20 protein-coding genes are annotated in these 24,659 nt (G+C 70.6%); 6 read left to right on the plus strand and 14 right to left on the minus strand.

From position 1 onward, the window contains the following. Positions 1-277 precede the first annotated feature (277 nt). Genes tkt through pgl form a run of 5 tightly spaced genes read left to right on the plus strand, consistent with a single transcriptional unit; the run spans position 278 to position 6,840 of the window. Entirely contained in the window at positions 278-2,368 is a 2,091-nt protein-coding gene (tkt, locus tag ACZ63I_RS30675) for a transketolase (RefSeq protein ID WP_469342512.1), read from the plus strand. A 33-nt stretch (positions 2,369-2,401) separates the two neighbouring features. Then, entirely contained in the window at positions 2,402-3,520 is a 1,119-nt protein-coding gene (gene tal / locus ACZ63I_RS30680; RefSeq protein WP_469342513.1) for a transaldolase, read from the plus strand. Positions 3,521-3,524: 4 nt separating this feature from the next. Beyond that, positions 3,525-5,057 carry a glucose-6-phosphate dehydrogenase gene (gene zwf, locus ACZ63I_RS30685; protein ID WP_469342514.1) on the plus strand — a complete coding sequence of 511 codons (1,533 nt, stop codon included), beginning with the start codon at positions 3,525-3,527 and terminating at the stop codon, positions 5,055-5,057. Next, on the plus strand, positions 5,054-6,061 hold the full coding sequence (gene opcA / locus ACZ63I_RS30690) for a glucose-6-phosphate dehydrogenase assembly protein OpcA (protein ID WP_469342515.1): 1,008 nt from the start codon (positions 5,054-5,056) through the stop codon (positions 6,059-6,061). Before zwf ends, opcA begins: the two co-directional genes overlap by 4 nt. After that, positions 6,058-6,840 (plus strand): 6-phosphogluconolactonase, encoded by a 783-nt coding sequence (pgl, locus tag ACZ63I_RS30695; RefSeq protein ID WP_469342516.1) that lies wholly within the window; start codon positions 6,058-6,060, stop codon positions 6,838-6,840. The genes opcA and pgl overlap by 4 nt, the downstream gene beginning before the upstream one ends. A 66-nt stretch (positions 6,841-6,906) precedes the next feature. Here the strand turns inward: pgl and ACZ63I_RS30700 are convergent, their stop codons facing one another. The 13 genes from ACZ63I_RS30700 to uvrC all read right to left on the minus strand — a co-directional run bounded on the left by ACZ63I_RS30700 (position 6,907) and on the right by uvrC (position 23,173). Beyond that, positions 6,907-8,481, minus strand: coding sequence for a PH domain-containing protein (locus ACZ63I_RS30700; RefSeq protein WP_469342517.1), 1,575 nt, complete (start codon positions 8,479-8,481; stop codon positions 6,907-6,909). Beyond that, on the minus strand, positions 8,478-8,987 hold the full coding sequence (locus ACZ63I_RS30705) for a PH domain-containing protein (protein WP_469342519.1): 510 nt from the start codon (positions 8,985-8,987) through the stop codon (positions 8,478-8,480). The genes ACZ63I_RS30700 and ACZ63I_RS30705 overlap by 4 nt, the downstream gene beginning before the upstream one ends. A gap of 4 nt (positions 8,988-8,991) precedes the next feature. Continuing rightward, positions 8,992-10,644, minus strand: a complete 1,653-nt coding sequence (gene pgi / locus ACZ63I_RS30710; protein ID WP_469342632.1) for a glucose-6-phosphate isomerase — start codon at positions 10,642-10,644, stop codon at positions 8,992-8,994. 193 nt (positions 10,645-10,837) lie between these two features. Beyond that, the gene (locus tag ACZ63I_RS30715; RefSeq protein WP_078615979.1) at positions 10,838-11,173 is read right to left on the minus strand and encodes an RNA polymerase-binding protein RbpA; all 336 of its coding nucleotides are present in this window, start codon (positions 11,171-11,173) and stop codon (positions 10,838-10,840) included. 171 nt (positions 11,174-11,344) lie between these two features. Then, the gene (secG, locus tag ACZ63I_RS30720) at positions 11,345-11,581 is read right to left on the minus strand and encodes a preprotein translocase subunit SecG (RefSeq protein ID WP_078863696.1); all 237 of its coding nucleotides are present in this window, start codon (positions 11,579-11,581) and stop codon (positions 11,345-11,347) included. 108 nt (positions 11,582-11,689) lie between these two features. After that, on the minus strand, positions 11,690-12,496 hold the full coding sequence (tpiA, locus tag ACZ63I_RS30725) for a triose-phosphate isomerase (protein WP_469342520.1): 807 nt from the start codon (positions 12,494-12,496) through the stop codon (positions 11,690-11,692). Between the two features lie 7 nt (positions 12,497-12,503). Beyond that, positions 12,504-13,715, minus strand: a complete 1,212-nt coding sequence (locus tag ACZ63I_RS30730; protein ID WP_469342521.1) for a phosphoglycerate kinase — start codon at positions 13,713-13,715, stop codon at positions 12,504-12,506. Positions 13,716-13,854: 139 nt separating this feature from the next. Then, on the minus strand, positions 13,855-14,859 hold the full coding sequence (gap, locus tag ACZ63I_RS30735) for a type I glyceraldehyde-3-phosphate dehydrogenase (RefSeq protein WP_469342522.1): 1,005 nt from the start codon (positions 14,857-14,859) through the stop codon (positions 13,855-13,857). 203 nt (positions 14,860-15,062) lie between these two features. Continuing rightward, a complete protein-coding gene (locus ACZ63I_RS30740) occupies positions 15,063-18,050 on the minus strand; it encodes a M14 family metallopeptidase (RefSeq protein WP_469342523.1) in 2,988 nt (995 codons plus the stop codon). 156 nt (positions 18,051-18,206) lie between these two features. Next, complete coding sequence (gene whiA, locus ACZ63I_RS30745; protein ID WP_041990916.1) at positions 18,207-19,196, minus strand: DNA-binding protein WhiA; 990 nt, start codon at positions 19,194-19,196, stop codon at positions 18,207-18,209. Then, entirely contained in the window at positions 19,187-20,221 is a 1,035-nt protein-coding gene (locus ACZ63I_RS30750) for a gluconeogenesis factor YvcK family protein (protein ID WP_107070110.1), read from the minus strand. Before ACZ63I_RS30750 ends, whiA begins: the two co-directional genes overlap by 10 nt. Beyond that, positions 20,218-21,156, minus strand: coding sequence for an RNase adapter RapZ (rapZ, locus tag ACZ63I_RS30755; RefSeq protein WP_469342524.1), 939 nt, complete (start codon positions 21,154-21,156; stop codon positions 20,218-20,220). Before rapZ ends, ACZ63I_RS30750 begins: the two co-directional genes overlap by 4 nt. Beyond that, positions 21,149-23,173 (minus strand): excinuclease ABC subunit UvrC, encoded by a 2,025-nt coding sequence (gene uvrC / locus ACZ63I_RS30760; RefSeq protein ID WP_469342525.1) that lies wholly within the window; start codon positions 23,171-23,173, stop codon positions 21,149-21,151. Before uvrC ends, rapZ begins: the two co-directional genes overlap by 8 nt. Positions 23,174-23,292: 119 nt before the next feature. Here uvrC and ACZ63I_RS30765 point away from each other — a divergent pair, with 119 nt between their 5' ends. Continuing rightward, positions 23,293-24,198 carry a hypothetical protein gene (locus tag ACZ63I_RS30765; RefSeq protein ID WP_469342527.1) on the plus strand — a complete coding sequence of 302 codons (906 nt, stop codon included), beginning with the start codon at positions 23,293-23,295 and terminating at the stop codon, positions 24,196-24,198. A 3-nt stretch (positions 24,199-24,201) separates the two neighbouring features. On the opposite strand, the gene ACZ63I_RS30770 is transcribed toward ACZ63I_RS30765, so the two are convergent. Further along, a complete protein-coding gene (locus tag ACZ63I_RS30770) occupies positions 24,202-24,657 on the minus strand; it encodes a Rieske (2Fe-2S) protein (protein ID WP_469342528.1) in 456 nt (151 codons plus the stop codon). Positions 24,658-24,659: the final 2 nt, after the last annotated feature.

Here is a 24,659-nt window from a genome sequence, read left to right on the forward strand (position 1 = left end):
CAAGCTCCGGACGTGAAGGCCCGGTAAAGGCTCGCGCTTACCACGCCACTCTAGACGTTGCCCACAGGTCGTTCTTCGCGGGGGTGCGCTCGTGTTGGGGGCGCCGAAACCCGCCGCCGGGAGGCGAAGAGTGCCCTGGCGCGGCACCCTGGCAGTGTCCCTTGTTCACCGACGGGCAGTCGAAAGGCCGGGCGGCACCGCGAGGGTAGGCTCAACAGCGAACCGGTGCGCCCTCAGACACCGGGATTCGACATGTGGAGAGGAGCCCTGACTCAGGGTGAGCACCAAGCCGACCACCACAGACCTCGAGTGGACCGATCTGGACCGTCGGGCAGTCGACACCGTCCGCGTCCTGGCCATGGATGCCGTACAGAAGGTCGGCAACGGCCATCCCGGTACGGCCATGAGCCTGGCGCCTGCCGCCTATGTGCTGTTCCAGAGGCTTCTGCGGCACGACCCCGCCGACGCCCAGTGGACCGGCCGCGACCGATTCGTCCTGTCGGCCGGTCACTCTTCTCTGACCCTCTACATCCAGCTCTACCTGGCCGGCTACGGCCTGGAGCTGGACGACCTCGAGTCGTTCCGCACCTGGGGCTCGAAGACCCCCGGCCACCCGGAGTACGGGCACACCGTCGGCGTCGAGACCACCACGGGCCCGCTCGGCCAGGGTGTCGCGAACGCCGTGGGCATGGCGATGGCCTCGCGCTACGAGCGCGGTCTCTACGACCCGGAAGCGGCGCCCGGCACCTCGCCGTTCGACCACACCATCTGGGCCATCGCCGGTGACGGCTGCCTCCAGGAGGGTGTGTCCGGTGAGGCGTCCTCGCTCGCGGGCCACCAGAAGCTCGGCAATCTGGTCCTGCTGTGGGACGACAACCACATCTCCATCGAGGGCGACACGGAGACCGCGGTCTCCGAGGACACCCTCAAGCGCTACGAGGCGTACGGCTGGCACGTCCAGCGCGTCGAGCAGCAGGAGAACGGCGACCTCGACCCGGTCGGCCTGTACAACGCGCTGAAGGCAGCGCAGGCGGAGACCGAGCGCCCCTCCTTCATCGCGGCGCGCTCGATCATCGCCTGGCCCGCCCCGCACGCGCAGAACACCGGCGCCGCGCACGGCGCGGCGCTCGGCGACGACGAGGTCGCCGCCACGAAGAAGGTCCTCGGCTTCGACCCGGAGAAGACCTTCGACGTATCCGCCGATGTGCTCGCGCACACCCGCGAGGCGCTGGACCGCGGCCGTGAGGTGCGCGGCGAGTGGGAGAAGTCGTTCGCCGCGTGGCGCACCGCCAACCCGGAGCGCGCCGCCACGTTCGACCGGATCAGGGCGGGCGAGCTGCCGGAGGGCTGGGAGAGCCATCTGCCGGCCTTCGAGACCGGCAAGTCCGTTGCCACCCGCGCCGCTTCGGGCAAGGTCCTGGAAGCGCTCGGCGGTGTCATCCCCGAGCTGTGGGGCGGTTCGGCCGACCTCGCGGGCTCGAACAACACCACGTTCGACAAGACGTCGTCGTTCCTCCCGGCGGACAACCCGCTGCCGGGCGCCGACCCGTACGGCCGCACGGTGCACTACGGCATCCGTGAGCACGCCATGGGCTCGACGATGAACGGCATCTCGCTGCACGGCAACACCCGTATCTACGGCGGCACCTTCCTGGTGTTCTCCGACTACATGCGCGCGCCGGTCAGGCTGGCGGCGCTGATGCAGGTGCCCGTCACGTACGTGTGGACGCACGACTCGATCGGTCTCGGCGAGGACGGCCCGACGCACCAGCCGGTCGAGCACCTCGCGGTGCTGCGCGCGATCCCCGGGCTGAACATCGTCCGGCCCGCGGACGCCAACGAGACGGCGATCGCCTGGCGCGAGATCCTGAAGCGGCACGCGAAGCGCTCGCCGCACGGTCTGGCGCTGACCCGCCAGGGCGTTCCGACGTACGCGGCCAACGAGGGCGCGGCCAAGGGCGGTTACGTCCTGTTCGACGCCGAGGGCGCGGACGGGCAGCCGGCGGAGCCGCAGGTGCTGCTGATCGCCACGGGCTCCGAGGTGCAGCTCGCCGTCGAGGCGCGCGAGCAGCTCCAGGCCGCGGGTGTCCCGGCGCGTGTCGTGTCGATGCCGTCGGTCGAATGGTTCGACGAGCAGGACCAGGGGTACCGGGATTCGGTGCTGCCGCCGTCCGTGAAGGCGCGGGTGGCGGTCGAGGCCGGGATCGGGCTCACCTGGCACCGGTTCGTGGGAGAGGCGGGACGCATCGTCTCGCTGGAGCACTTCGGTGCTTCGGCCGACGGCAAGGTGCTCTTCCGCGAGTTCGGATTCACCGCCGAAGCCGTGGTCTCGGCGGCCCGGGAATCTCTTGAAGCCTCAGCGCGCTGACGCCGGTATACGACAGTAGGAGATGCAACTCTCATGACAGACGCACTCAAGCGCCTCTCCGACGAAGGCGTCGCGATCTGGCTCGACGACCTTTCACGCAAGCGGATCACGTCCGGCAATCTGGCCGAACTGATCGACCAGCAGCATGTGGTGGGCGTGACCACGAACCCCTCGATCTTCCAGAAGGCGATCTCGCAGGGCGACGGGTACGACACCCAGCTCACGGACCTGGCCACGCGCCGGGTCACCGTCGAGGAAGCCGTCCGGATGATCACGACGGCGGACGTGCGCGACGCGGCCGACATCCTGCGTCCGACCTTCGACGCGACGGGCGGCCAGGACGGCCGGGTCTCCATCGAGGTGGACCCGCGGCTCGCGCACAACACCCGGGCGACCGTCGCCGAGGCCAAGCAGCTCGCCTGGCTGGTGGACCGCCCGAACACGCTCATCAAGATCCCGGCGACCGAGGCGGGCCTGCCGGCGATCACGGAGACCATCGGCAGGGGCATCAGCGTCAACGTCACGCTGATCTTCTCGCTGGAGCGCTACCGCAAGGTCATGGACGCGTACCTGTCGGGTCTGGAGAAGGCGAAGGCCGCGGGGCTCGACCTCTCCAAGATCCACTCGGTGGCGTCCTTCTTCGTGTCCCGGGTGGACACCGAGATCGACAAGCGGCTCGACGCGCTGGGCACGGACGAGGCGAAGGCCGCGCGCGGCAAGGTCGCCCTCGCCAACGCCCGGCTCGCCTACGAGGCGTACGAGGAGGTCTTCAGCTCCGAGCGCTGGGCGGCCCTCGACCGGGCGCAGGCCAACAAGCAGCGTCCGCTGTGGGCCTCGACGGGCGTGAAGGACAAGGCGTACAAGGACACGCTGTACGTCGACGACCTGGTCGCCCCGAACACGGTCAACACCATGCCGGAGGCGACGCTCGACGCCACCGCCGACCACGGCTCGATCACCGGTGACACGGTGCGCGGCACGTACGACCAGGCGCGAGCCGACATCGAGGCCGTCGAGAAGCTGGGGATCTCGTACGACGAGGTCGTCCAGTTGCTGGAGGACGAGGGCGTCGAGAAGTTCGAGGCGTCCTGGACCGATCTGCTCAAGTCGACCGAGGCGGAGCTCAAGCGCCTCGCCCCTTCGGAGGGCTGAACCCTTGACCGCAACCCACGGAGCGAATCCGCTCCGTGACGCTCAGGACCGACGGCTCCCGCGTATCGCGGGGCCTTCGGGCCTGGTCATCTTCGGCGTCACGGGCGATTTGTCCCGCAAAAAGCTGATGCCCGCCATCTATGACCTGGCCAACCGCGGCCTGCTGCCGCCGGGCTTCTCGCTCATCGGCTTCGCGCGCCGCGAGTGGCAGGACGAGGACTTCGCGCAGGAGGTCCATGACGCCGTCAAGGAGCACGCGCGCACGCCGTTCCGCGAGGAGGTCTGGCAGCAGCTCATCCAGGGGATGCGCTTCGTCCAGGGCGACTTCGACGACGACGACGCGTTCGAGAACCTGAAGGCGACGATCGAGGACCTGGACAAGAAGCAGGGCACCGGAGGCAACTTCGCCTTCTACCTGTCCGTGCCGCCGAAGTTCTTCCCGAAGGTCGTCCAGCAGCTCAAGAAGCACGGGCTCGCGGACCAGAAGGAAGGCTCCTGGCGCCGCGCGGTCATCGAGAAGCCGTTCGGCCACGACCTGGTGTCCGCCAAGGAGCTGAACAAGGTCGTCCACGAGGTCTTCCCGTCCAACGAGGTCTTCAGGATCGACCACTACCTGGGCAAGGAGACCGTCCAGAACATCCTGGCGCTGCGGTTCGCCAACACCCTCTTCGAGCCGATCTGGAACCGGTCGTACGTGGACCATGTCCAGATCACCATGGCCGAGGACATCGGCATCGGCGGCCGGGCCGGCTACTACGACGGCATCGGCGCCGCCCGCGACGTCATCCAGAACCACCTGCTCCAGTTGCTCGCGCTGACCGCCATGGAGGAGCCCGCCTCCTTCGACGCGGACGCGCTCGCCGCTGAGAAGACCAAGGTCCTGGGCGCCGTAAGGCTGCCGCAGGACCTGGGCGCCGACACGGTGCGCGGGCAGTACGCCGCCGGCTGGCAGGGCGGCGAGCGCGCCGTCGGCTATCTGCAGGAGGACGGGATCGACCCCAAGTCGAAGACCGACACCTACGCGGCGATCAAGGTCGGGATCGACAACCGCCGCTGGGCGGGCGTTCCCTTCTACCTCCGCACCGGCAAGCGCCTCGGCCGCCGCGTCACCGAGATCGCGGTCGTCTTCCAGCGCGCGCCGCACTCCCCCTTCGACCACACGGCCACCGAGGAGCTGGGGCAGAACGCCCTGGTGATCCGGGTCCAGCCGGACGAGGGCGTGACGATGCGGTTCGGCTCCAAGGTGCCCGGTACCTCGATGGAGGTGCGGGACGTGTCGATGGACTTCGCCTACGGCGAGTCCTTCACCGAGTCGAGCCCCGAGGCGTACGAGCGGCTCATCCTCGATGTGCTGCTCGGCGACTCGAACCTCTTCCCGCGCACGGAAGAGGTGGAGCTGTCCTGGACGATCCTCGACCCGGTCGAGCAGTTCTGGGACAAGCACGGCAAGCCCGCGCAGTACGAGTCCGGGACCTGGGGTCCTGTCGAGGCGGACGAAATGCTCGCACGAGACGGACGGAGCTGGCGTCGGCCATGAAGATCGACCTTACGGACACCACGTCCAGCAAGATCAACAAGGCGCTGGTACAGGGCCGCCGCTCGGTGGGCGCGCCCGCCGTCGGCATGGTCCTCACCCTGGTCATCGTCACCGACGAGGAGAACGCGTACGACGCGCTCAAGGCGGCGAGTGACGCCTCCAGGGAGCACCCGTCGCGGATCCTGGTCGTCGTCAAGCGCCCCTCGCGCTCGCCGCGCGACCGGGCCAACGCGCGCCTCGACGCCGAGGTGCGGGTCGGCGCCGACGCCGGGACCGGCGAGACGGTCGTGCTGCGGCTGTACGGCGAGGTCATCGACCACGCCCAGTCGGTGGTGCTGCCGCTGCTGCTGCCCGACGCGCCCGTCGTCGTCTGGTGGCCGGTCAACTCGCCGGCCGACCCGGCGAAGGACCCGCTGGGCAAGCTGGCCCAGCGCCGCGTGACGGACACGTACGCCGCCCAGCACCCCGTGCAGGAGCTGGCCGCCCGGCAGGCGGTGTACACCCCGGGCGACACGGACCTGGCCTGGAGCCGGATCACCCCGTGGCGCTCGATGCTCGCCGCGGCGCTCGACCAGGTCGACTGCGAGGTCACCTCGGTCGAGGTGGAGGGCGAGGAGTTCAACCCGAGCTGCGAGCTGCTCGGCATGTGGCTCGCCGACCGGCTGCATGTGGCGGTCAAGCGCTCCGTCTCCAGCGGCCCAGGACTCACCGCCGTCCGGATGGAGACGACCTGCGGTCCGATCGTGCTCGACCGGGCCGACGGCTCGCTGGCGACGCTCTCCATCCAGGGCCAGCCGGACCGCGCGGTGGCGCTCAAGCGCCGGGAGACCTCGGAGCTGATCGCCGAGGAGCTGCGCAGGCTCGACCCCGACGAGACGTACGCGTCGGCGCTGAAGCTCGGCGTCGAGCGGCTCGACGAGGGCTCGGCGTCCGCCGGCGGTGACAAGGCGGCCCCGGCCGCAGCGGCGAAGAAGGCACCGGCCAAGAAGGCGGCGTCGAAGTGAGCGTGCCCCAACTGGTCGTGCACCGCGACAAGGAACTGATGGCGCAGGCCACGGCGGCCCGGCTGATCACGAAGATCGTGGACGCCCAGGCCTCCCGTGGCCACGCCTCGATCGTCCTCACGGGCGGCCGCAACGGCAACGGCCTGCTGGCCGCCCTGTCCGAAGCGCCCGCCAGGGACGCGGTCGACTGGTCGCGGCTCGACCTGTGGTGGGGCGACGAGCGCTTCCTGCCGGACGGCGATCCGGAGCGCAACGTGACGCAGGCCCGCGCGGCGCTGCTCGACTCGGTTCCGCTGGACCCCGCGCGGGTGCACGCGATGGCCGCTTCGGACGGCCCGTACGGCAGCGACGTGGAGGCGGCGGCAGCGGCGTACGCGACCGAACTCGCCGCGGCCGCACGGCCCGAGGACCACGCGCAGGTGCCGAGCTTCGACGTCCTGATGCTGGGCGTCGGACCCGACACGCATGTGGCCTCGCTCTTCCCGGAGCTGCCGGGCGTACGGGAGACGGAGCGCACGGTCGTCGCCGTCCAGGGCGCACCCAAACCGCCCCCGCTGCGCATCTCGCTCACTCTCCCGGCGATCCGGGCGGCCCACGAGGTGTGGCTGCTCGCGGCGGGCGAGGACAAGGCGGAGGCGGCGGAGATCGCCCTCTCCGGCGCGGGCGAGATCCAGGCCCCGGCGGCGGGCGCGTACGGCCGCGGCCGCACCCTGTGGCTGCTGGACGAGGCGGCGGCGTCCAAACTGCCGCGCGACCTGTACCCGGCGGCGTCGGCCTGACACACCGTCAACTCGCAGGCCCCACGGCCCGGTTCGCCACCACGGCGGACCGGGCCGCGGTGCGTGTCAGGCGGGGTCGCGGTCCAGGAACGGGGTCAGGAGGGGCGGTACCGCCTCTTCGGCGAAGGCCAGTCCTTCGCTCTGGGCCGCGTCGCGTATGTGGTAGGCGCCTTCGCCCGCCGCTGTGGTCGCCGTCAGGGTGAGCAGGCCCGCGCGGCGTTGGAAGGCGGTCTGGCGGATCGTCCAGCCGATGACGCCCGCGCGTTGGAGGGCGACCGTGGAGCGGCGCAGGGTGCCGGAGCGGGCGACCAGATAGCCGCCGCTGATGCCGTGGCCGAGGTTTCCGGCCGCGTCGAGGGCCAGCAGCACCGCCGTGGGCACGGCGACCACGGCCACGCCGGCGGCGACCGGCAGCAGGACGTCCGTGACGGTCAGGCCGAGGAGCGTGAGGATCAGGACCGGCGCCAGGGCGGCGGCGAGCGCGCGGCGCAGCCGGCGGCCTCGGGCGGCCGGCGGGTGCGGGGTGAGTGGGGCGCCCTGGGTGGGCGACACCGGCTCCCGCAGCACTTGCGCCGCCAGTTCCTGGGCCACCGCGCGGGGCGCCGCCGGGAGCAGGTTCTTGTGGTCGACGTGCTTGTCCTCGTCGTCATGGGCGAGCCCGGTGGCGACCGCGTCGAGCCGGGCGGCGCCGAGCAGCCGTACGCCGAAGGGCTCGACCAGTTCCACCCCGCGCAGCCGCCGCTCCTCGATGGAGACGGAGCGCGCCGTGAACAGCCCGCGCCTGACCCGGAGCGTGCCGCCGGGTTCGCGCTCGATGCGGTAGTTCCACCACATCTCGACCCACAGGCCGAGCGTCCCGACGACGCCCGCGAGCCCGGCCGCGCCCACCAGCAGCACGATGGCCCAGCCGAGCGGGGCGTCGGCGAGCCGGTGCGCTATCCAGTCGACGACCTGCCGCTGGGCCCCGAACCAGTCGCTGATCTGCAGCAGTCCGCCGGCCGCCGCGCCGCCGAGCACGGGGGCGAGGAACGACATCGGCGCGTACCGGATCCAGCGCGGGTCGAGCGCGGCGAGTACGCCCTCGCGGTGTGCGCCGGGCGCGCCCGGGGCGCGGTCGAGCAGTTCCCTGCGCAGCCGTTCGCCCTCCTGGCGGGTGACCAGGTCGAGTTCCAGCGTGGACTCGCCGGAGTGCTCCCCCGTCCCTATCCGCACCTTCACCAGGCCGAGGACGCGCAGCAGCGGGTTGGCGGTCAGATCGACGCTGCGGATCCGCTCGCGCGCCAGCGAGCGGCGCTTCACCAGCAGCAGTCCGGTGTGGAGTTCGGCGCGTTCGGCGCCGATACGGTAGCGGGTGCGGCGCCAGCGTATGTAGTCGGCGCCGGTGCCGCAGACGATGAAGACGAGCGTCGCCGCCAGCACCCAGGCGACGGCGCGGACGGGCCCGAGGCCGTTGGATATCCCGAGCGCGGTCGGCACACCGGCGCCGAGCGCGATGCCCGCCATGACGGCCGCGGTGACGAGCAGGGTGCCGGGCGCGAGCCGCCGCCAGGGGGCCGCGGACTCCTGCGTCACAGACTCCTGAGCGGCGGGCTCCGGTACGACCTGCTCCTGCGCGGCGGACCACTCCCCCGCCTCGCTCATGTGGCGTCCCCGGGCGTGGCCTGGGTGATGTGGGTGAGCTGCTGAGCGAGCGACGACGCCGTCTCGTGGTCGAGCCCGGCGATATGCACCGCGCCCTTGGACGAGGCGGTGGTGACGATGACCGTGGAGAGCCGGAACAACTGCTCCAGCGGGCCGCGCACGGTGTCCACCGTCTGGATCCTGGACATCGGCGCGATCCGCCACTCCTGCCAGAACACCCCGGTGCGGACGTAGACCGCCTCGTCCGTCACCTCCCACCGGTGCACCCGGAAGCGCCAGAGCGGTACGACGGCGGCGCAGCCCGCGCCGAGCACGGCGAGGACGGCGGCGGGGACCAGCAGCCAGGTCCTGGCGGGGGTGATGAGCACCGCCAGGACCACGAGGAGCGCGACAGGGACGGCGGTCCGCAGCAGCCACTGCGCGCGCCACCAGCCGACGGCCCGCGGCGCCGGTGTGTTCTTCGGCGCCCGCAGCCGCAGCCCCTCCGCCACCGCCCCAGATCTCATCCGGTCAGCGACCGCGCAGGGTGCGGTACGTGGCGACGAGCGCCGCCGTGGAGCTGTCGAGCCCTTCGGCCGGCTTGTCCCCGGTGAGGACCGGCTCGATCTCCTTGGCGAGCACCTTGCCGAGTTCCACACCCCACTGGTCGAACGAGTCGATGTTCCACACGGCGCCCTGGACGAACACCTTGTGCTCGTACAGCGCGATCAACTGGCCCAGCACGGAGGGGGTCAGGGTGTCGGCGAGGATCGTGGTCGTCGGGTGGTTGCCGCGGAACGTCTTGTGCGGCACCAGTTCCTCGGGCACGCCCTCGGCCCGTACCTCTTCGGGGGTCTTGCCGAAGGCCAACGCCTGTGTCTGGGCGAAGAAGTTGGCCATCAGCAGGTCGTGCTGGGCGACGAGACCGCTGCGCAGGTCGTCGACCGGCCGGGCGAAGCCGATGAAGTCGGCGGGGATGATCTTCGTGCCCTGGTGGATCAACTGGTAGTACGCGTGCTGCCCGTTGGTGCCTGGCGTGCCCCAGACGACCGGCCCTGTCTGCCAGTCGACGGGGTTGCCGTCGCGGTCGACCGACTTGCCGTTGGACTCCATGTCCAACTGCTGGAGGTACGCGGTGAACTTCGACAGGTAGTGGCTGTACGGCAGCACGGCATGCGACTGCGCGTCGAAGAACGAGCCGTACCAGACGCCCAACAGGCCCAGCAGCAAAGGCGCGTTGGCCTCGGGCGGCGCGGTGCGGAAGTGCTCGTCGACGAGATGGAAGCCGTCCAGCATCTCGCGGAAGCGGTCCGGGCCGATCGCGATCATCAGGGAGAGGCCGATGGCGGAGTCGTACGAGTAGCGGCCGCCGACCCAGTCCCAGAACTCGAACATGTTGGCCGTGTCGATGCCGAAGTCGGAGACCTTCACACCGTTGGTGGACAGCGCCACGAAGTGCTTGGCGACGGCGTCCTGATCGGCCGTCAGTTCCGTCAGCAGCCAGTTGCGCGCCGAGGTGGCGTTGGTGATGGTCTCGACGGTGGTGAAGGTCTTGGAGGCGATGACGAACAGCGTCTCGGCCGCGTTCAGGTCCCGCACGGCCTCGTGCAGGTCCGCGCCGTCCACGTTGGAGACGAACCGTACGGTGATGTCGCGGTCGGTGAAGGACTTCAGCGCCTCGTAGGCCATCGCGGGTCCGAGGTCGGAGCCGCCGATGCCGATGTTCACGACGTTCTTGATGGGCAGGCCCGTGTGGCCGCGCCACTCGCCGGACCTGATCCGGTCGGCGAAGGAGGCCATCTTGTCGAGCACGGCGTGCACGGCGGGGATCACGTTCTCCCCGTCCACCTCCACGACGGCGTCGCGCGGGGCGCGCAGCGCGGTGTGCAGCACCGCGCGGTCCTCGGTGGTGTTGATCTTGTCGCCGCGGAACATCGCGTCCCGCAGCTCGGTGACCTTGGTGGCGGCGGCCAGCTCGCGCAGCAGCGCCAGGGTCTCGTCGGTCACCAGGTGCTTGGAGTAGTCCAGATGGAGATCACCCACCTGGAGCGTGTAACCGGTGCCGCGCGCCGGGTCGCCGGCGAACAGCTCCCGCAGATGCGTGTCGGCCAACTGCTCACGGTGCTTGCCCAGAGCGCTCCACTCGGGCAGCCGGTTGAGCCTGGTACGGCTTTCTGCGTTCATCTCGGACATCAGCCCACTTCTTCTCGTACCTGCGTGCGTGCCCTGCTGCCCCTCCAACCTAATTGATCAGAGGTCGCCGCGAGGGGTCGGCCCGGCCCGCGCCGAGGCGGCGGCTCCGGTACGAAGAAGGCGCAGGCCCGGTACGCAGAACCGGCCGGGCGCTTGGTGTCGCGACCGGCCGGGGAAGGGAAGCTCAGATCTCGCCGCGCAGCTTGGCGAGGGCCTCGGCGAGGATCGCCTCGCCGTCGGCGTCGCTGCGCCGCTCGCGCACATAGGCGAGGTGGGTCTTGTACGGTTCGGTGCGCGGCGGGTCCGGCGGGTTGTCCCGGTCCTGACCTGCCGGGAAGCCGCAGCGCGGGCAGTCCCACGTCTCCGGGACCTGTGCGTCACTGGCGAAGCTCGGCACCGTCTCATGCCCGTTGGAGCACCAGAAGGAGATGCGCAGACGGGGCGCGGACTCGCCACGCTCGGCCTCACCCATCGGCCCCGCTCCGACCCGGCTTCCCCGGATCGCGTTGCCACTTGCCACGGTCGTAACTCCCTGCGTGATGGTGCCGCAAAGCATCTGTAGGCAGCTCCGCTGCCGGGCGCCCCAGTCTACGTAAGGCCCAACGCGCGTCCGGTGAAGGGAGTTACCCCCTCCGCCGGGCGCGGAACCTCATGATAGGCCGCGCCCCGCGGCGACGTACCGTACGCGAAGTCAGCTATCGAGCTTGATCAGCAGACCAAGCGCGACAATGCTCGCGAACCACAGCAGACCCACAACTACGGTGATGCGGTCGAGGTTACGCTCGGCAACCGAGGAACCACCGACGGACGACTGCATTCCGCCACCGAACATGTCGGAGAGGCCGCCGCCCTTTCCCTTGTGCATCAGCACCAGCAGCATGAGCAGCAGGCTGAAGACGATCAGGGCGATCTGGAACCCCATAACCACGGCTGAACCAACCTTCTCGGACTGACAGGACTGAAAATGGACTGCGGGGACCAAGTGGCACGCCACTTAATCCCCGCAAGGGTACGACGGATCCGCTCTAGCGCATACTCACTGGTCGCGGAAGCGCACGATCTTGACGAACTCCTCGGCGTCGAGCGCCGCGCCGCCCACGAGGGCGCCGTCCACATCGGGCTGCTTCATGATCGCGGCGACATTGCCGGACTTGACCGAGCCGCCGTACTGGATGCGGACCTTGTCGGCCAGCTCCTGCGAGTACAGCTCGGCGAGCCTGCCGCGGATCGCCCCGCAGACCTCCTGCGCGTCCTCGGGGGTGGCGACCTCGCCGGTGCCGATGGCCCACACCGGCTCGTAGGCGATCACGACCGTCTCGGCCTGCTCGGCCGTGACGTCCTTGAGGCCGCCGTCGAGCTGCGCGAGCGTGTACGCGACCTGGTCGCCGGCCTTGCGGATGTCCAGGCCCTCGCCGACGCAGAGGATCGGGGTCAGCCCGTGCTTGTAGGCCGCCTTCACCTTGGCGTTGCAGACCTCGTCCGACTCGGCGTGGTACTGCCGTCGCTCGGAGTGACCGACGGCCACGTAGGTGCACTTGAGCTTGGCCAGCATCGGGCCCGAGATCTCGCCGGTGTAGGCGCCCGAGTCGTGCGCCGAGATGTCCTGGGCGCCGTACTTGATCTTGAGCTTGTCCCCGTCGACCAGCGTCTGCACGGAGCGCAGATCGGTGAAGGGCGCCAGGACGGCGACCTCGACGGCTTCGTAGTCCTTGTCGGCGAGGCCGAACGACAGCTTCTGGACATGGGCGATGGCCTCAAGGTGGTTGAGGTTCATCTTCCAGTTGCCGGCCATCAGCGGGGTGCGGCCGGCGTTCTTCTCTGCTGAATCAGCGGAAGCGGTCATGGAACGGTCAGTCCTCCAGTGCGGCGAGGCCGGGCAGCGTCTTGCCTTCGAGGTATTCGAGGCTGGCACCGCCGCCGGTCGAAATATGGCCGAATGCGTTCTCGTCGAAGCCCAGGATGCGTACGGCGGCGGCGGAGTCGCCACCGCCGACCACCGTGAAGGCGGACGAGTCGATGAGCGCCTGGGCGACCGCGCGGGTCCCCTCGGCGTAGTCGGGGTGCTCGAAGACGCCCATGGGGCCGTTCCAGAACACCGTCTGCGCGTCGGCGAGCTTCGACGCGTACAGCGCGCAGGTCTCCGGGCCGTTGTCCAGGCCCATCTTGCCCTCGGGCATGGCGTCGGCCCGTACCGTCTCGGGGTGGGTCGGTGCCTTGGCCTTCAGGTCGGGGAACTCGGGCGCCACGAGGAAGTCGACGGGGAGCACGAACTCCACACCGCGCTCCTCGGCGCGCTTGAGATAGCCCTGGACGGCCGGGATCTGGTCCTCCTGGAGGAGCGAGGAGCCGACCTCGTGGCCCTGCGCCTTCAGGAAGGTGAAGGCCATGCCGCCGCCGATGAGGATGCGGTCGGCCTTCTCCAGCAGGTGGTCGATGACACCGAGCTTGTCGGAGACCTTGGCACCGCCGAGAACGACGGCGTAGGGCCGCTTGACGTCCTCGGTGAGCTTCTTCAGGACACCGACCTCGGTGGCGATGAGCCCGCCGGCGGCGTGCGGCAGCCGGGCCGGCAGGTCGAAGACCGAGGCGTGCTTGCGGTGCACGGCGCCGAAGCCGTCGCCCACGTACACATCGGCCAGTTCGGCGAGCTGGTCGGCGAAGGCGCCGCGCTCGGCGTCGTCCTTCGCGGTCTCGCCGGGGTTGAAGCGGAGGTTCTCGATGACGGCGACCTGGCCGTCGGCGAGTCCGGCGACGACGGCCTTGGCGGATTCGCCGACCGTGTCGGTCGCGAACGCCACGTCCTTGCCGAGGAGTTCGCCGAGGCGCGTGGCCGCGGGGGCGAGCGAGAAGGCGGGGTCGGGCGCGCCCTTGGGGCGGCCGAGGTGGGAGGCGACGATCACGCGCGCGCCGGCCTCGGCGAGGCGGGCGACCGTCGGCTGCACGGCGCGGATCCGGCCGTCGTCGGTGATGGTGTCGCCGTCGAGCGGCACGTTGAGGTCGGCGCGGACGAAAACGCGCTTACCGGTGACCCCTTCGGTCAGAAGTTCGTCAATCGTCTTCATCTGTTGCTGGGCTCCTTGGGGTGAACTGCCGGGCGGGTTCTACACAGGCGACAGGGCCCGAACGGCGCGGTTCGCGCCGACCGAGCCCTGTCGCTCATATCTGGTGCCGCGAGGGGCACCGATGCCTACCGGCCGGTGGTCAGAGCCGGGCGCCGACGAAGACCGTGAGGTCGACGAGACGGTTGGAGTAGCCCCACTCGTTGTCGTACCAGCCGAGGACCTTGACGCTCTTGCCCTGGACCATGGTCAGGGAGGAGTCGAAGGTGCAGGAGGCCGGCCAGTTGACGATGTCCGAGGAGACGATCGGGTCCTCGGTGTAGTCCAGGTACGCCTTCAGCTCACCCTCGGAGGCCTTCTTGAACGCGGCGTTGACCTCTTCCTTGGTCACCACCCGCTCCGTCTCGACGACCAGGTCGGTGATGGAGCCCGTGGGGACCGGGACGCGCATCGCCATGCCGTTGAGCTTGCCCGCCAGCTCCGGGATGACCAGGCCGAGGGCCTTCGCTGCGCCGGTGCTCGCCGGGATGATGTTCTCGGCGGCGGCGCGCGCCCTGCGCAGGTCCTTGTGCGGGAAGTCCTGCAGACGCTGGTCGCTGGTGTAGGCGTGGACCGTGGTCATCAGGCCCGACACGATGCCGAAGTTCTCCAGGAGAACCTTGGCCATCGGCGCGACGCAGTTCGTCGTGCACGAGGCGTTGGAGATGATGTTGTGCTTCGCGGCGTCGTACTTGTCTTCGTTGACGCCGAGCACGATCGTGATGTCCTCGTCGGTGGCCGGAGCCGAGATGAGGACCTTCTTCGCGCCGCCCGTGATGTGCTTCTGGGCGTCGGCCTTCTTGGTGAAGATGCCGGTCGACTCGATGACGATGTCGACGCCGAGGTCGCCCCACGGGATGTCGGCGGGGTCGCGCTCGGAGAGCACCTTGATGGTCTTGCCGTCGACCGTGATCGTGTCGGCGGTGTGCGTCACCTCTGCCTTGAGGCGGCCCAGGATGGTGTCGTACTTCAGCAAGTGGGCTGTGGTCGCGGTGTCACCCAGGTCGTTGACAGCCACGATCTCGATGTCCGCACCCTGCTCCAGCAGCGCGCGGAAGTAATTACGCCCGATGCGGCCGAAGCCGTTGATGCCTACGCGGATCGTCACGAACCGATCTCCTCGTTGGTACGCCGGTTTTCGACGCCGGCGAGCTGTATGGGATGTCCCCGACCGCTTACGACCCTACCCCGCCGGGCCTCGCTGAGTGACATCGGCCGCCCTCTGAGCTGGTAATGACCCGTACCCGCGAGTAGCGGGTACGGGTCATGGGTGCCAACCGGCCTTGCCGGTACCGCAATCGGTGCCCGGGGTCAGTGCCGCAGCGAGCGCAGCGCCTTGCCGAGCAGCGTGGCGCGCTCCTTGGCGCCGGGTACGTGCTCAAGGCCGAAGCCGAGCAGCACGGTGTCCCGGGTGGTGACCGCCGCGTACGACGTGTAGAGCGCCTGGGTGCGCGCCCAGTCGCCCGCCACGGCCGGGCTGCCCTCGGGGGCGCCCGGGGTGCTCCAGGCGCCCAGCGACGTCTCGAAGCCCTCGGCCTGCTGTTCGGCGCCGGCCACGGCGAGCCGCGCGTCGTCGGCGAAGACGCCGCGCCCGCCGCTGCCGGGGTCGGTGATGTAGCTGACCGAGACCTCCACGCTGCGTCCTGCGTAGGCGCTCAGGTCGAAGGCGACCTGCCGCCAGCCGTCGGAGCTGCCGGTGAAGCTGTTCCACGCGCCGCTGGTGCCGGTGGCCGCGCAGCCGTCGGCGCCGAGCGTGAGGTAGCGGCCGAGGAACGGGTGGCCGTTGATGAAGAACCCGGCGCCGCACTCGGCCGGTACCTCGGTGCTGGTGGCGCCGCCCGCCTCGGGGAGCGTGGTCCAGTCGTCGGCGCCGGTGGTGCGGGCTTCGAGCACGGCGTGGTCGTAGCCCGGCTCGGTGTCCCAGTTGAGCGCGAGGCGCAGCTCCGGCCGGTCGGCGGCGGTGACGGAGCCGAGGTCGACGGTGCGGGTGAGCCTGCGCCAGTCGTTGTCCTCGTGGGTGGCGGAGGCCATCCAGTCGCCCGCGTAGGGCGCGTACGGGTTGGTGATGCCGGCGTACGAGCCGCCCTGCGCGCTCTTGAACTGCGGGTAGTCCTCGGGCGCGAGGGTGTCGGAGGTGACGGTGTAGGCGCCCGCCGTGTTGAGCGGGTTGCCGGGGGCCGCGGTGAGCGGTGTGTCGGCGCCGGCGAGCGCGCCCGCTCCGGTGAAGCCGGTCGCGCCGGGGGCCGAGTCGCGGCCGTAGGCGCCGAGGTAGTACTGGCTGAAGTCGTCGGTGTCGGCGCGGCCGACCCGCGCGTCGCCGCCGGCCAGTTCACCGGCCTCGATCAGTTTGCCGCCCTCGTTGATGAAGTCGCGCAGCGCGAGCTGGGTGGGTCCGGTGGGCTCGACGGCGCCCGTGTAGTGGACGGCGGTGGCGAAGTGCGCCAGCACGCCCAGCGGGTGCGGGGCGCCCTGGGTGGCGACGTCCCAGACGACGGCGGTGCGGCCGTTGGCCTTCAGCGCGTCGACGTACGCCTTGGTCTGCGTCGCGGGGGCGCCTTCCTCGGCGATCACGATCGTGTCGGCCTTGGCGCGTGCGACGACGGTGTAGCGGAAGTGGTCGCTGGCGGTGGACTTCCCGCGCGCGGTCCTTCCGGTGAACCAGACATCGACCGTGTCGCCCGGGTCGGCGCCCTTGACTTCGGCGCGGTACTGGTCGAAGCGGATGTTGTCCTCGCCGCCGTAGGTCTCGCCGCCCTGCCACGCCTTGAGGGAGGCCCGGTGCGTACGGCCGCCGTTGACGCGGTAGTTGAGCTGCTTGTCCTTGACCGACTTGCGGACGGTGACGGCGACCTGCTGGTCGGCGCCGCGCGCGTACGACGTGGTGAAGGGGTCGAGGGTGAAGTCGGCGGCGCTCAGGCCGACCGCCGACGCGGGCACGTCGGGGTGGGCGGCCGTCTCGGCGACGGAGAGCGCGAAGGGCAGGTTCTTGGCGAACTCGCCCTGGATCAGCTTCTCGTCGTCGGGGAAGTTGAAGCCGGACTGGCAGTCCTGGGGCAGCCACTGGTCGGCCGGGTCGATGGCCGAAGCGGTCTGGCAGGTCGTCATCTCCGGGGTGAACATCAGCGTCCCGTTGACGTTGGCCGCGTGGCCGTCGGCCTCTCCGTTGGTGGTGTACAGCTCGGAGGAGACCTGCGGGTAGTAGCCGGGGATCGCGGAGTTGTCGGGCGTGCCGGCGAGCGCGGAGTACAGCACGTCGTCGGGGGTCGGGGTCGCGACCTGCCAGCCGACTCCGTACAGCAGCAGCTCGGAGGCCGAGTGGTAGTTGATGCTGTACTCGAAGCCGACGCGCTTCTCCAGCGCGTCGATCGCCCGGGTCTCGGGCTCGGAGGCCGGCGCGGCGCCCCGGTACGTCTCGCTGGTGGGCCTGGGCGAGGAACCCTCGTCGTCGTAGCCCCACTTGTAGGGGAAGTTGCGGTTGAGGTCGATGCCGTCGCCCGCGGTGATCGCGCCGTCCTTGTCGACGTCGCGCAGGTTCTTGCGCCAGAGCCGGTCGCCGTCGGGGCTGAACGTGTAGTCGTAGCCGTCCGGGTTGGCCGACAGGACGAACCACAGCTCGGTGGAGTCGACGATCTTGGTGATCCGCCGGTCCTTGCCGTAGTTGTCCAGGTAGTGGTGCATCAGCCGGCGGTTGGTCTCGGGAGTGATCCACTCCCTGGCGTGCTGGTTGGACATGTAGAGCACGGACGGCTTGGCGCCGTCCCTGCCGGTGCGCGCGCCCTTGGTGAGCTTGAGGGCGAGGATGTCCTGGCCGCGCAGGGTCTTGCCGATGGAGACGACCTTGGCGATGCCCGGGTGGGACTGGCCCGCCTGGACGATCTCCTCCTGGAGGTTGCCCTTGCCGCTGTACGGGCGGAAGACGCCGTCGCCGGCCGCCTCGGCGCGCGCGGCGGCCTTCGCGGTGACGCGCCGCTCGGCGAGGTCGATGCCCTGTTTCGCCAGCGCGCCCGCCTGGGCGTCGGTGAGGAACAGCTCGACCTCGGCGGTTCCCTCGGCGGGCGCTCGTTCGGTCAGCTCCTGGCTGTCCTGACCCGCCGCCAGGAGCAGCGGTATCTGCTCCTTGGTGACCTGGGCCTCGAAGACCTTCACGCTGTCGCCGGCCTTGTCGGCCTTCTCGGCCTTGTCGTGGCCTGCTCCCTGCTGCGCCTGCGCCTGCGCCTGCGCGACGGGCGCCGCCGCGATGCCGCCCAGCAGCAGTGCGCCCGCCGCGAGGATCGATCCCGCTCTGCGTCTGCGTCTCATGTGGCCCCCTTGCCGTGGTGTGCCACACGCGTGGCAGACGACAGAGTCACGACGCTCCATGGCCATGTCAAGGGCGCGTCAACGCCGGGCAAAATAGCTGCCGCCGACACCTATTCGGTACCGGCGGCAGTCAGGAGCAAGGAAGGTGACGGAGCGTCAGCCGACGAGGCCGTCGGCCATCTCCTCGCTGAGCGTGGATTCCGTCCCCGGGATGCCGAGGTCCTGCGCCCGCTTGTCGGCCATGGCCAGCAGTCTGCGGATGCGGCCGGCGACCGCGTCCTTGGTGAGCGGCGGGTCGGCGAGCGCGCCCAGCTCCTCCAGCGAGGCCTGCTTGTGCTCCATCCGGAGCCGGCCTGCCGCCGCCAGGTGCTCGGGCACCTCCTCGCCGAGGATCTCCAGCGCGCGGCCCACCCGGGCACCCGCGGCGACGGCCGCGCGGGCCGAGCGGCGCAGATTCGCGTCGTCGAAGTTGGCGAGGCGGTTGGCCGTGGCGCGCACCTCGCGCCGCATCCGCCGCTCCTCCCAGGCCAGCACCGACTCATGGGCGCCGAGCCGGGTCAGCAGCGCGCCGATCGCGTCCCCGTCCCGTACGACCACGCGGTCGACGCCGCGCACCTCACGGGCCTTGGCGGCGATCTGCAGCCTGCGTGCGGCGCCGACCAGCGCGAGGGCCGCCTCGGGACCCGGGCAGGTCACTTCGAGGGAGGACGAGCGGCCCGGCTCGGTGAGCGAGCCGTGCGCGAGGAAGGCGCCCCGCCAGGCGGCCTCGGCGTCGCAGGTGGCGCCGGAGACGACCTGCGGGGGCAGCCCCCGGATCGGCCGCCCTCTGCCGTCGACCAGACCGGTCTGCCGGGCGAGCTGGTCACCGCCGGTGATCACCCGTACGACGTAGCGGCTGCCGCGCCGCAGTCCGCCCGGCGCCATCACCACCAGCTCGGAGTTGTGCCCGAAGATCTCCAGAATGTCCTTGCGCAGCCGGCGTGCCGCGATGCTGGTGTCCAGCTCCGCCTCGATCACGATGCGGCCGCTCACCAGGTGCAGCCCGCCCGCGAAGCGGAGAATCGCCGAGACCTCGGCCTTCCTGCAGCACGTCCGGGTGACGGGGAGGCGGGCGATCTCGTCCTTCACCGCTGGCGTCATCGCCATGGGCCGATCCTTCCATGCATCCGAAAAATACGGTCGTACGCGGCTGCCAACAGCTCCGGATCATGCTTCGGAAGGCCGTCGGGCGCAGCCACCGCCGCCAGCTCGACCGTCGCGCCGAACCGTTTTGCGGCATCGGAGAGCGAGTCCCGGTCGGGCACGGCGGCCTCGTCGGCCAACACCACGTCCAAGGCGAGTTTAGGGGCGTGTCGCCCCAAAACCTCCAAATGACGTTGCGGTGAGAAGCCATCGGTTTCACCGGGTTGTGGTGCGAGATTCAACGAAAGGACCCGCCGGGCCCTGGTCTCGACGAGCGCGTCGAGGAGCTGCGGCACCAGCAGATGCGGAATCACGGACGAGAACCAGGACCCGGGACCGAGCACCACCCAGTCCGCGTCCAGCACGGCCGAGACGGCCTCCGGCACCGCAGGCGGGTCGTGCGGCACGAGGTGGACGGACTGCACCTCGCCCCGGGTGAGGGCGACCGTGGCCTGGCCGCGGACCGTGTCCACCTCGTCCGGCCGGGCCGGGTCATGGCCGCGTACCAGCGCTTGCAGCTCCAGCGGCACCGCCGACATGGGCAGCACCCTGCCGTGCGCGCCGAGGAGCTTGCCGACGAGGTCGAGCGCCGCCACATGGTCGCCGAGCTGCTCCCACAGGGCGACGATCAGCAGATTGCCGACCGCGTGCTCATGCAGATCGCCCTTGGACTGGAAGCGGTGCTGGATGACCCGGGCCCAGGTCTGGCCCCATTCGTCGTCACCGCAGAGCGCGGCGAGCGCCTTGCGCAGATCGCCGGGCGGCAGCACCCCCAGCTCCTCGCGCAGCCGTCCGCTGGAGCCCCCGTCGTCGGCGACGGTGACGACGGCCGTCAGATCGCCGGTGATCCGGCGCAGCGCGGCGAGCGAGGCGGAGAGGCCCATGCCGCCGCCGAGCGCGACGACCTTGGGCTGCGCGCCGCGTTCCCGCGAGGAGAGTGCGGGGGTGCCGGTGCGCAGCCGCCGCATACGGAACGTACGTCCGGTCACTCGCGCCCCATGTCCCTGTGGACGACGACGGTCTCGATGCCTTCGGTGGCCAGCCGCGCGGCGAGTTTCTCCGACATGGCGACCGATCTGTGCTTGCCGCCGGTACAGCCCACCGCGACCGTCACATAGCGCTTGCCCTCGCGGCGGTACCCGGCGGCGATGAGCTGGAGCAGTTCCGTGTAGCGGTCGAGGAACTCCTTGGCGCCCGGCTGGTTGAAGACGTAGTTGGACACCTCCTCGTTGAGCCCGGTGAACGGGCGCAGCTCGGGGACCCAGTGCGGATTGGGCAGGAAGCGGCAGTCCACGACGAGGTCGGCGTCGACCGGCAGGCCGTACTTGTAGCCGAACGACATGACCGTCGCCCGCAGCTCCGGCTTCTCGTCGCCCGCGAATCCGGCGTCCAGCTTGGCGCGCAGCTCGTGGACGTTGAGGCTGGAGGTGTCGATCACCAGGTCGGCGTCGCCGCGCAGCTCGCGCAGCAGGTCGCGCTCGGCGTCGATGCCGTCCACGATCCGGCCGTCGCCCTGGAGCGGATGCGGGCGGCGCACCGACTCGAAGCGGCGTACCAGCGTCTCGTCGGAGGACTCCAGGAAGACGATCCGCCGGGTGACGCCCTTGGCGTCGAGATCGGCCAGCGACTCGCGGAGGTTGTCGAAGAACCTGCGCCCCCGTACGTCCACCACGACGGCGATCCTGGCCACGTTGCCCTGCGAGCGGGCGCCCAGCTCCACCATGGTGGGGATCAGCGCGGGCGGCAGGTTGTCCACGACGAACCAGCCGAGGTCCTCCAGGCACTTGGCCGCCGTGCTGCGCCCGGCCCCGGACATGCCGGAGATGATCACCAGCTCGGGGATGGCCGGTTCCGCCACGTCCCCGGTCTCCTTGCCGCTGCCCGTACTCACGTGCTCCGCTCCGTCCCGGTCGTGCTCAGTCATCCGCACTGCCCTCGTTGTCTTCCATGATCTCTCCTGTTGCCGTGTTGACGGCGGGTGCGGGCGGCGCCGCCTTGGCGAGCGCCACGACCACGGCCTCGGCCGTCTTCCGGCCGAACCCGGGAACCTCACAGATCTGCTCGATTGTCGCCTGCCGCAGCTTCTTCACCGAGCCGAAATGCTTGATGAGTGCCTGTTTCCGCGCCTCTCCAAGACCCGGTACGTCGTCCAGCGGGCTGGTCCTGATCCGTTTGGCCCTTTTCGCCCGCTGGTAGGTGATCGCGAAGCGGTGCGCCTCGTCCCGTACCCGCTGGAGCAGATACAGGCCCTCGCTGGACCGGGGCAGCACCACCGGGTCGTTGTCGTCGGGCAGCCAGACCTCTTCGAGGCGCTTGGCGAGGCCGCAGACGGCCACATCGTCGATGCCCAGCTCGTCCAGGGCCCGCTTGGCCGCTGCCACCTGCGGCTGGCCGCCGTCCACCACGAGGAGCTGGGGCGGGTAGGCGAAGCGCTTGGGTCGGCCGTCGTCCTCGACGAGCGAGGCGGCGGCAGGCGCGTCGGGGGCGGCTTCGGGATCGGCGGGGGGCTGCTCCTGCTGCTCGGGCCACTCCCCCGTCTGCTCCCGCTCGTGCAGATAGCGCCGGAACCGGCGGCTGATCACCTCGTGCATGGACCGGACGTCGTCCTGGCCCTCGAAGGTCTTGATCTGGAACCGGCGGTACTCGCTCTTGCGGGCCAGGCCGTCCTCGAAGACCACCATGGAGGCGACCACGTCGTCCCCCTGGAGATGCGAGATGTCGAAGCACTCGATCCGCAGCGGCGCGCTGTCCAGGTCGAGGGCCTCGGCGATCTCCTCAAGGGCGCGCGAGCGGGTGGTCAGATCGCTGGCGCGCTTCGTCTTGTGCAGCACGAGCGCCTGCTGGGCGTTGCGCGCGACCGTCGCCATCAGGTCCTTCTTGTCGCCGCGCTGCGGGATCCGCAGGGACACCTGGGCGCCGCGCCGCTCGCTCAGCCACTCCGTGACGGCCTCGGCCTCCTCGGGGAGGGCAGGGACCAGCACCTCCTTGGGCACGGCGTCGCCGCGCTCCTCGCCGTACAACTGCTGGAGCGCGTGCTCCACGAGGCCCGCCGTCTCGACCGCCTCGACCTTGTCGGTGACCCAGCCGCGCTGGCCGCGCACCCGGCCGCCCCTGACGTGGAAGATCTGGACGGCCGCCTCCAGCTCGTCCTCGGCGACGGCGATCAGATCGGCGTCGGTGGCGTCGGCGAGCACCACGGCGCTCTTCTCCATCGCCCGGCGCAGCGCCCCTATGTCGTCGCGGAGCCGGCCCGCCCGCTCGTACTCCATCTCCTCGGCGGCCGCCGCCATCTGCTTCTCCAGGCGGCGGATGTAGGCGCCGGTCCTGCCGGCCATGAAGTCGCAGAACTCCTCGGCCAGTTCGCGGTGCTCCTCGGGGGTCACCCGGCCCACGCAGGGCGCCGAGCACTTGCCGATGTAGCCGAGCAGGCAGGGCCTGCCCGTACGCGCCGCGTTCTTGAACACCCCCGCGGAGCAGGTGCGCACGGGGAAGACCCGGAGCATCAGATCGACCGTCTCGCGGATGGCCCACGCATGGCCGTACGGGCCGAAGTAGCGCACGCCCTTCTTCTTGGCGCCGCGCATCACCTGGACCCGGGGGAACTCCTCGTTGAGGGTGACGGCGAGATACGGATAGCTCTTGTCGTCCCGGTACTTGACGTTGAACCGGGGGTCGAACTCCTTGATCCAACTGTATTCGAGCTGAAGAGCCTCGACCTCCGTGGACACGACCGTCCACTCCACGGACGCGGCGGTCGTGACCATCGTGCGCGTACGGGGGTGGAGATTCGTCAGATCCTGGAAGTAGCTGGACAGCCGGGGCCGCAGGCTCTTCGCCTTGCCGACGTAGATCACCCGGCGGTGTTCGTCGCGGAATTTGTAGACCCCCGGCGAGTCGGGGATCTGTCCCGGCTTGGGGCGGTAGCTGGAGGGGTCGGCCATGACATCCACCCTACTTGCGGGCACGGACACTGTGACGCGCGTTGCTTGTCGGGCGCAGGTCAACACGCTTCAATGCGGGGTGACACCGTGCGGTGAACGGATGCGCTGGAGGGGTCTGCGTGGGGCATACCGCGGCCGATCTGGAACAGGTGCTGCAGACAGGTCCGTTCCACCTGGCGCTGCGCGCCGCGCTCGCGGTGCGCGGGCTGCCGCTCGAACGGGTCCAGCACCATCTGGCGCACCGCGGCATCAAGGTCGGTGTGACCAGCCTGAGTTACTGGCAGCAGGGCGCGCGGCGACCGCAGCGGCCCGAGTCGCTGCGGGCCGTCGGGGCACTGGAGGCGGTCCTCGACCTGCCGGTGAACTCCCTGCTGCGGCTGCTGGAGGCGGCGACGGCCCCCGGCGGCGTGCGGGCCGCGGCCCGCGACACCGCGGGCGCCGTCGAGCGGCTGCTGGCGGGGCTGGGCGCCCCTGGCGACGGCGGGCTGCACACCGTGGGGCACCACGAACGGGTGCGGATCGGCGGGCGCCGCGAGCTGCTCGGCCGCGACTCCCAGCAGGTCGTACGGGCGCACACGGACGGTGTCGACCGGTACCTGGCCGTGCACAGGGGCGCCCCGGGGTGCGACCCCGCGCGCGTGCGGGCGCGTGCGTACGAGAACTGCCGTACGGGCCGGGTCGGCCGCGACGCGCGCACCGGGGTGGTCGTCGCCGAGCTGCTGTTCGACGCGCCGCTGGCGGCGGGCGAGACGTACCTGTTCGGCTACGGCTTCGACGACGGTACGGGCGGGCCGTGCGCCGAGTACGTACGCGGCTTCGCCTACGCGGGCTCCCAGTACGTCCTCCAGGTGCGCTTCGACCGGGCGGCGGTGCCCGTGCGCTGCCGGCGCTTCGCCCAGGCCCCGGCGGGCGCGCCGCGCGCGGGGCGCAGCGAGCTGACGCCGGGGGCGGTGAGCCGTTCGGTCCATCTGGTGGAGCAGGGGGTCAGACCGGGGGTGCTGGGGATCGAGTGGGAGTGGGAGTGAGCGTCAGCTCTGCGAGGTCTGCGGGGCGGGTGCCGCTTTCGGTCCTGCGACGAGATTGCCGCCCTCGTGCGTGAGGGGGACCTCGGGCAGCGGTACGGTCGCGGGTCCGTGCACCGCCTCGCCCGTGGTCAGGTCGAAGCGGCTGCCGTGGCAGGGGCAGTCACCGATGGTGCCCTCGACCTTGTAGAGCAGGCAGCCCGCGTGGGTGCACTGCGCGCTGAACGCCTTGTACTCGCCCGTGGCCGAGCAGCTCACGACCACCCGCTGGTCCTTGTAGAGCTTCGCACCGCCGACCGGCACTGCGGAGGCGGCGCCGAGGGGTTCGGGCGCGGTCGGGGTGGGTGTCTCGGCGTGCCCCAGCTTGGACTTGGTGGAGCAGGCGGCCGCGCCGAGCCCGGCCGCACCGGCGAGGACGGCGCCCTTCAGCACGGAACGGCGCGGGGCGGTCAGGCCGGACATGG

It is taken from the genome of Streptomyces sp. NPDC087906, assembly GCF_055584925.1.